Genomic DNA, 6000 nt, shown 5'->3' with positions numbered 1-6000 from the left:
CACGCATAACCACAACTACAGCCCCACCAGCAACACCTCATCGAGAAGCGCAAACCGCCCTAAGAGATGACGCTCAAGATGAAAACGACCTCTTACTGATCGTTTCAGAATGAGGTCCGTTGTGGGACTTGGCAGTTGGCTGTTGTGTCGGCAGGATCTGTCGTGCGTCCGCTGATCTTGTGCCTGATGACCTGTGGGAACGTGTGGCCCCGCTGTTACCTGCTCGTCCGCCTCGGCGGCGTCGGTATCCCGGGCGTTTGCCGGCGGATGACCGTGCTGCGCTGAGGGGCATCATCTACGTGCTCTGCAAGGGCGTGAGCTGGCGGGATGTTCCGGCGGAACAGGTCGGCTGCAGTGGTGTGACGGCCTGGCGGCGTCTGCGGGACTGGACCGAGGCCGGAGTCTGGCCGCGACTGCACGAAGTGCTGCTGACCGAGCTACGGTCCGCCGGCCTACTGGACATGGACGACGCCGCGATCGACGGCTCGCATGTCCGGGCGCTCAAAGACATCTCAGGGGGCTAAGAAGTCAAGCCGCCTGCGCGGTCCGGGGTGACAGGAGCGGTGCAAAAGCCTGCTGTTCGTCAAAATGCTGCCGGGTCTTGAGGCAGTAGTGGAGCTGGCCGAGGAAGCGGTTCAGCAAGTGCCGTTGTGCGGCAGCATGCCAGTCTCCGTGGTCGCGTCGGCGTCGGTAGTGCGCGTTCGCTCCCGGTGAGGCGGTGAGGGCGGCGAAGGCCCAGAGGAAGCCGGCGTTGATGAGGCGGTTGTTCTTGACGAAGCGTCGGCCGACGAACCGCTTCTTGCCGGAGGCCCGGGTGATGGGCGCGGATCCGGCGTACGACTTCAGCGCCCGGGCGTCGGCGAACCGTGCCCGGTCGTCGCCCAGCTCTGCGAGCACGCGGGCGCCGAGCATGGGCCCCAGGCCCGGGAAGCTGAGCAGGATCTCGCTGTCGGCGTGCTGGTGAAAGGCTGCTGTAGCCGCCTCCGCGAGATCGTCCGCGGCCTCGCAGGTGGCGTCCAGCTGCTTGAGCACGGCCAAGAGCTGATGGCCGAAGGCATCCTCGACGCTGGGGAGCTGGTGGGCGTACTCGGCGCGGAAGACAGTCCGCAGCCGCTCGGCTTCCGCATCGCAGCCGCGGAGGCGGCCACTGCGTTTGAGGGCGGCCCGCAACTGGGTGAGGGTGAGCTTTGCGGCCTTGGCCGGGGTCGGGGCCAGAGTGAGGATGACACGGGCATCAGACCTGGTCAGACCGCCTTGCTTCCCCTGAAAGGCCAGCAGGGCAGCGGGGTAGTACTCACGTAGGAGCGAGCGGACCTGGTTGGCGACCTGCTGCCGGGCCCAGACGGCGTCCTGCTGGGCTCGGGCCAGGACCGTAATCGCTTGGGCGAGTTCGGAGTCGGCTGGCAGGGATCGGCGGGCGTGCATGTCGGTGCGCAGGATGTTCGCCAGGACCAGGGCGTCGCCCGGGTCGGACTTCTTGCGGCTGACGCCGTGGCGGTCGCGGTAGCGGGCGGCGGCCAGCGGATTGATCGCGAAGACCTGACGACTGCCGGTGCGCAGGCTCGCGACCAGGAGGCCGTGGCTGGTCTCGATGGCCACCGGTATCGGATCTTCTGGGCTGTCACTGTGCTCGGCCAGGAGTGCCAGGAGCTTGTGGTAGCCGGCCGCGTCGTCGGTGATACGGGCTTTGGCGAGCAGAGTGCCGGCTTCGTCGACGAGGGCGACGTCGTGGTGGCGCTCTGCCCAGTCGATACCGCAGAACACGGTCAAACTGTCCTCCCAGATCAGTCCGTTTATGCAGGTCACGAGCACATGCGGGTCACGCGGCGCCCTCATCCAAGGACTCGTTGGTCCGCCATCTCAGTAGCCGTTCGCGACACCAGCGCACTCCAGGGCTCGATCTTTCTGCAGAGCTCGCGGGCTCGCGGATGAACAAGAGGTCGACCCTGGAGCGGGCTCGCGCCGTAACGATCAACGTCCGAGCAGTCCCCGGGAGTTTCGCGGTGACCACGGAGGCGCCGGGCTGCGCCGCTCTTGACAGAGGCCTCACGGGCCTGGAGAAACGGAGGCATCAGCCCGGCGCCTGCGTCATCACCGCGAGCCCCGCAACGGACAGCGATGCCGCTCTTTGAGGAGGCCTTGACGGCCAGGGGGGATCCAGGCATTCGCTGTCCTGTGCGGGCAGTCGCTCCGGCTCGCTGCATGGGCCCGGGTCAACTGCTTACACCCTGGATTAGGGGGGCTCACACCGGACCTTCGCCGGTCGACCGGGCCCGGCCCGGCAGCAAGCACCACCTGATCGTCGACCGGCACGGGACCCCGCTGGCTGTGTCACTGACCAGCGGAAACCGTCACGATGTCACGCAGCTGATGCCCTTGCTGGACGCGATACCCCGCTTGTCCGTGCGCATGGCGAGGCCGCGCCATTGCTTACGTCGGGCGATGCACCTCTCGACGGCGTTGCGCTCCTTGTATGTCTCGACGTCGAAACCGGGCGGGCGGCCTCCGGCGCGGCTTCGCCGCAGACGATGGCCGATCTGGTCGGCGGGCTGCGAGATGACCGCACGGATGCCGCGTCGACGAAGGTGTCCACGAATCGCACGGGAAGAGTAGGCGCGATCCGCGAGCACGACCGCAGGGCGGGTTCTTGGCCTTCCGTGTCCGCTCCGAGGGACCCGGATACCGGCCATGACCGCCTCGAAGGCCGGTGCATCACCGGCCTGACCGGCAGTGACGTGGATTGACAGAGGCCGTGCCCGGCTGTCGCTGGCCAGGTGGACCTTCGTGCTCAGGCCACCGCGGGAGCGTCCGAGCGAGTGGTCCTCAGGCTCGGGCCTTCCAGGTGCCCCCTTTTTCTGGCTCCGGCTGAATGCTGGTGAGCCCGGCATGCGGTGGAGTCCACCGAAACTGTCCAGCCCAGGTCGGCATCGGTGTCCGCCGCTGCAAGGAGCGCCGCGAGGATCCGTTCCCATGTGCCATCCGTGGCCCACCTGATCAGGCGTTTGTGCGCGGTCTGAAAGGGGCCAAGCTCATTTGGCAGGTCACGCCAAGGCGAGCAGGTGCGGTACTTCCACGCGATGGCTTCCAAGGTCCGGCGGTGGTCGGCTCGCGGTCGTCCGCGCACCGGATCTGCTGGCATCAGCGGCTCGATCCGGTCCCACATCGCATCAGTGATCACTAACCGGACAGACATAGCTGATCAACTGATCAGCCCATCAAAGAGGCACGCTCTAGTTCGAGCCATCTGGCGGCGAGCATTGATGATTTACGGCGTTAACCGGGCATCCGCCCGATCGCGCCCGCCAATGCTGAGCGGCGACACCGGCCCCGGAGCCGCCGCCAGGAGGTGTCGCTAGCGGTTGTCCTCCGGGTGTGGCCCCGTCGCGTACGGGTTTGGCTCATCGTCCGCGAGCACGCCCACGAAGGGTTCGCCCTCCCCTGCGAAGGTGTACGCGCCGCCTTCGATCCGCTCGATCAGGCCGCGCGTCCATTCCGCGCCGCCGTCGGCCGAGTGCACCCACAGGTTCATGATCTCGCCGATGTGACCGAGCTGCTCGGGCCCGTCCTCAGGCGTGTAGTACTCGGTGACCGTGGACCGCCACTGCTCGAGCCCCGTGATCCGCTGCTTGAGGAGGGCGACGGCCTCGTCGCGGGGCAGATCGACGATGAAGCCGAGGCCGGCCGAGAGGACGTCGGCCTTCTGCTCGTGCGAGCTCAGGGCCTCGCGCAGCAGTGTGAAGTACTCCTCGGTTCCCTTGTCGTTGATCTCGTATTCGACGCGGGGCGGGCCACCGACAGTGCTCGGCGCGACCTCGTGCGCGATGAGGAGTCCTTGCTTCGCCATCTGCTTGAGCGCGTGGTAGATCGAGCCCGGCTTGGCGTTGGACCACTCGTGGGCGCCCCAGTACTCCAGGTCGTTGCGTACCTGGTAGCCGTGCGCCCGTCCGTGCTGGCGGACCGCGCCGAGGACCAGTAGCCGGATCGCTGACATGGGCGTCTCCCTCCTAGGCAATCTTGACTAGATTACCTCTATATAAGTTTGACTAGCTGTAGGACGCCCTGTAGGTTCGCCATGTAGTCAAGTTTGACTAGACGGTCGAGGTGTCGTACTTTGCGTCTCTAGTCGAGTTTGATCACTGACTGAAGGAGGGTGTTTTGACTGACCACGATCTGGCGATCGTCGTCGAAGGTCTGCGCAAGAAGTACGGGGACAAGCAGGCCCTCGACGGCCTCGATCTAACCGTCCGGGCCGGGACCGTCCAGGGGATTCTCGGCCCGAACGGTGCCGGCAAGACCACGGCCGTACGCATCATGTCCACGCTGCTGCGTCCCGAGGAGGGGCGTGTGGAGGTGGCGGGCATCGACGTGAGGACCAGGGCCGACGAGGTGCGCTCGCGGATCGGGCTGCTCGGCCAGAATGCAGCTGTCGACGAGGAGCTCAGCGGTCGCCAGAACCTGGAGATGTTCGGCCGCCTCTACCATCTCGGCGCGCGCCGCGCCGGCGCCAGGGCTGATGAGCTCCTGGCCCGGTTCGGGCTCGCGGACACCGGTAAGAAGGCGATCAAGCAGTACAGCGGCGGTATGCGGCGGCGCCTCGACCTGGCGGCGTCCCTCATTTCCCGGCCGCAGGTGCTCTTCCTGGACGAGCCCACGACCGGGCTCGACCCCCGCGGCCGCACGGAGGTGTGGAGCGCGGTGCGTTCCCTGGTCGGCGGCGGCACGACCGTGCTGCTGACCACGCAGTACCTGGAGGAGGCAGATCAGCTGGCCGACCAGATCGCGGTGATCAACCACGGGAAGGTCATCGCCGAGGGCACGGCGGACGAGCTGAAGACCAAGACGGGCGGCGACCGCATCGATGTCGTCCTGCACGACACCGGCCAGCTGGCCCGCGCCGCCTCGCTCCTGCCCGGTGAGGTGAGGATGGACGAGGACCGGCGGATGGTCAGTGCCTCGATCAGCGACCGGATGGCCGCACTGACCGAGACCGTACGAGCGCTGGAGGCGGCCGGTATCGAGGCGGAGGACATCGCGGTACGCCGGCCGACGCTCGACGAGGTTTTCATGCACCTGACGAAGGAGGACGCCGCATGAGTGCGACCAGTGTGAGCACGACGCACGAGGTGAGCACGGCACACGGCACGGGCTCGAAGCTGGGCTGGGCGGCGGCCGACTCCTGGACGATGACCCGGCGTGAGCTGGCGCACTGGGCGCGCCAGCCCGTGCAGGTGGTCGTCGGGCTGGTCTTCCCGGTGATGATGCTGCTGATGTTCAGCTACCTGATCGGCGGCGGACAGGGCATCGAGGGCGACTTCAAGGCCTACCTGGTGCCCGGCATGCTCACCATGACCATGGCCTTCGGCCTTGAGGCGACGATGCTCTCGGTCACCCAGGACCTGGGCAAGGGGGTCATCGACCGGTTCCGCTCGATGCCGATGAACTCCGGTGCGGTCCTGGTCGGCCGGAGCGTCGCCGACATGCTGCAGTCGGTGGTCGGCCTGACCGTCATGATCGCGGTCGGCTACGCGATCGGCTGGCGCTGGCACGAGGGCTTCACCTCCTTCCTGGGCGCCGTGGGACTGCTGTTGCTGCTGCGGTTCGCGATGCTGTGGATCGGCATCCACCTGGCGATGGTCGCGGGCAGGCCCGAACTGGTGCAGGCCGTGCAGATCCTGGTCTGGCCGGTCGCCTTCCTCTCCAACGCCATCGCCTCGCCCGCATCCATGCCCTCGTGGCTGGGCGCGATCGTGGAGTGGAACCCGATGTCGGCGACGGCCACCGCGGTACGGGGCCTGTTCGGCAACCCGGGCGCGGGTGGCGACTCGTGGGCCGCGACCCACGCGGAACTGCTCGCGGTGGCCTGGCCGGTGGCCCTGATCGTGGTGTTCTTCCCGCTGGCGGTGAAACGGTTCCGGGACCTGAGCCGCTGACGAAACCGGCCCCGGCCTCCGATCCGGTCCACCGGATCGGAGGCCGGGGCCGACCCGGCGCGATCGGCGC

At 67.3% G+C, this 6000-nt stretch carries 5 protein-coding genes and 2 pseudogenes; 4 read left to right on the top strand and 3 right to left on the bottom strand.

Annotation, left to right across the window (positions count from 1 at the left end; translation table 11 throughout):
• Positions 1–155: 155 nt before the first annotated feature.
• A pseudogene (locus G412_RS38580) lies at positions 156–506 on the top strand (transposase); the annotation flags it as partial.
• A 22-nt stretch (positions 507–528) separates the two neighbouring features.
• Here G412_RS38580 and G412_RS0127940 read toward each other — a convergent pair.
• Positions 529–1785 (bottom strand): IS110 family RNA-guided transposase, encoded by a 1257-nt coding sequence (locus tag G412_RS0127940; protein ID WP_028814960.1) that lies wholly within the window; start codon positions 1783–1785, stop codon positions 529–531.
• Positions 1786–2238: 453 nt separating this feature from the next.
• Between G412_RS0127940 and G412_RS41145 the strand changes: the two are divergent.
• A pseudogene (locus tag G412_RS41145) lies at positions 2239–2424 on the top strand (transposase); the annotation flags it as partial.
• Here the strand turns inward: G412_RS41145 and G412_RS38570 are convergent.
• Together G412_RS38570 and G412_RS0127935 are read right to left on the bottom strand one after the other, a co-directional pair.
• Positions 2352–3193, bottom strand: a protein-coding gene (locus G412_RS38570) for an IS5 family transposase (RefSeq protein ID WP_106964179.1) whose coding sequence is annotated in 2 segments (ribosomal slippage) — positions 2352–2833 and positions 2833–3193 — 843 coding nt in all. Because the reading frame shifts where the segments join, the coding sequence is not laid out codon by codon here. The pseudogene G412_RS41145 and the gene G412_RS38570 sit on opposite strands and share 73 nt — an antisense overlap.
• 159 nt (positions 3194–3352) lie before the next feature.
• A complete protein-coding gene (locus G412_RS0127935) occupies positions 3353–3991 on the bottom strand; it encodes a PadR family transcriptional regulator (protein ID WP_028814959.1) in 639 nt (212 codons plus the stop codon).
• A gap of 164 nt (positions 3992–4155) precedes the next feature.
• Between G412_RS0127935 and G412_RS0127930 the strand changes: the two genes are divergently transcribed.
• Together G412_RS0127930 and G412_RS0127925 are read left to right on the top strand one after the other, a co-directional pair.
• Positions 4156–5094: a daunorubicin resistance protein DrrA family ABC transporter ATP-binding protein gene (locus tag G412_RS0127930; protein ID WP_028814958.1), complete on the top strand. Its 939-nt coding sequence runs from the start codon at positions 4156–4158 to the stop codon at positions 5092–5094.
• On the top strand, positions 5091–5930 hold the full coding sequence (locus G412_RS0127925) for an ABC transporter permease (RefSeq protein WP_051338655.1): 840 nt from the start codon (positions 5091–5093) through the stop codon (positions 5928–5930). Before G412_RS0127930 ends, G412_RS0127925 begins: the two co-directional genes overlap by 4 nt.
• Positions 5931–6000 lie beyond the last annotated feature (70 nt).

The organism is Streptomyces flavidovirens DSM 40150, from assembly GCF_000429085.1.
Classification (GTDB): domain Bacteria; phylum Actinomycetota; class Actinomycetes; order Streptomycetales; family Streptomycetaceae; genus Streptomyces; species Streptomyces flavidovirens.
Note: the sequence above shows the minus strand (reverse complement) of the source record. Positions and strands in the feature narration are given on the sequence as shown.

Bases quoted from the DNA above. Each gene is read 5' to 3' on its own strand.
- G412_RS0127935 (WP_028814959.1), bottom strand. From the start codon at position 3,991: ATGTCAGCGATCCGGCTACTGGTCCTCGGCGCGGTCCGCCAGCACGGA.
- G412_RS0127925 (WP_051338655.1), top strand. From the start codon at position 5,091: ATGAGTGCGACCAGTGTGAGCACGACGCACGAGGTGAGCACGGCACAC.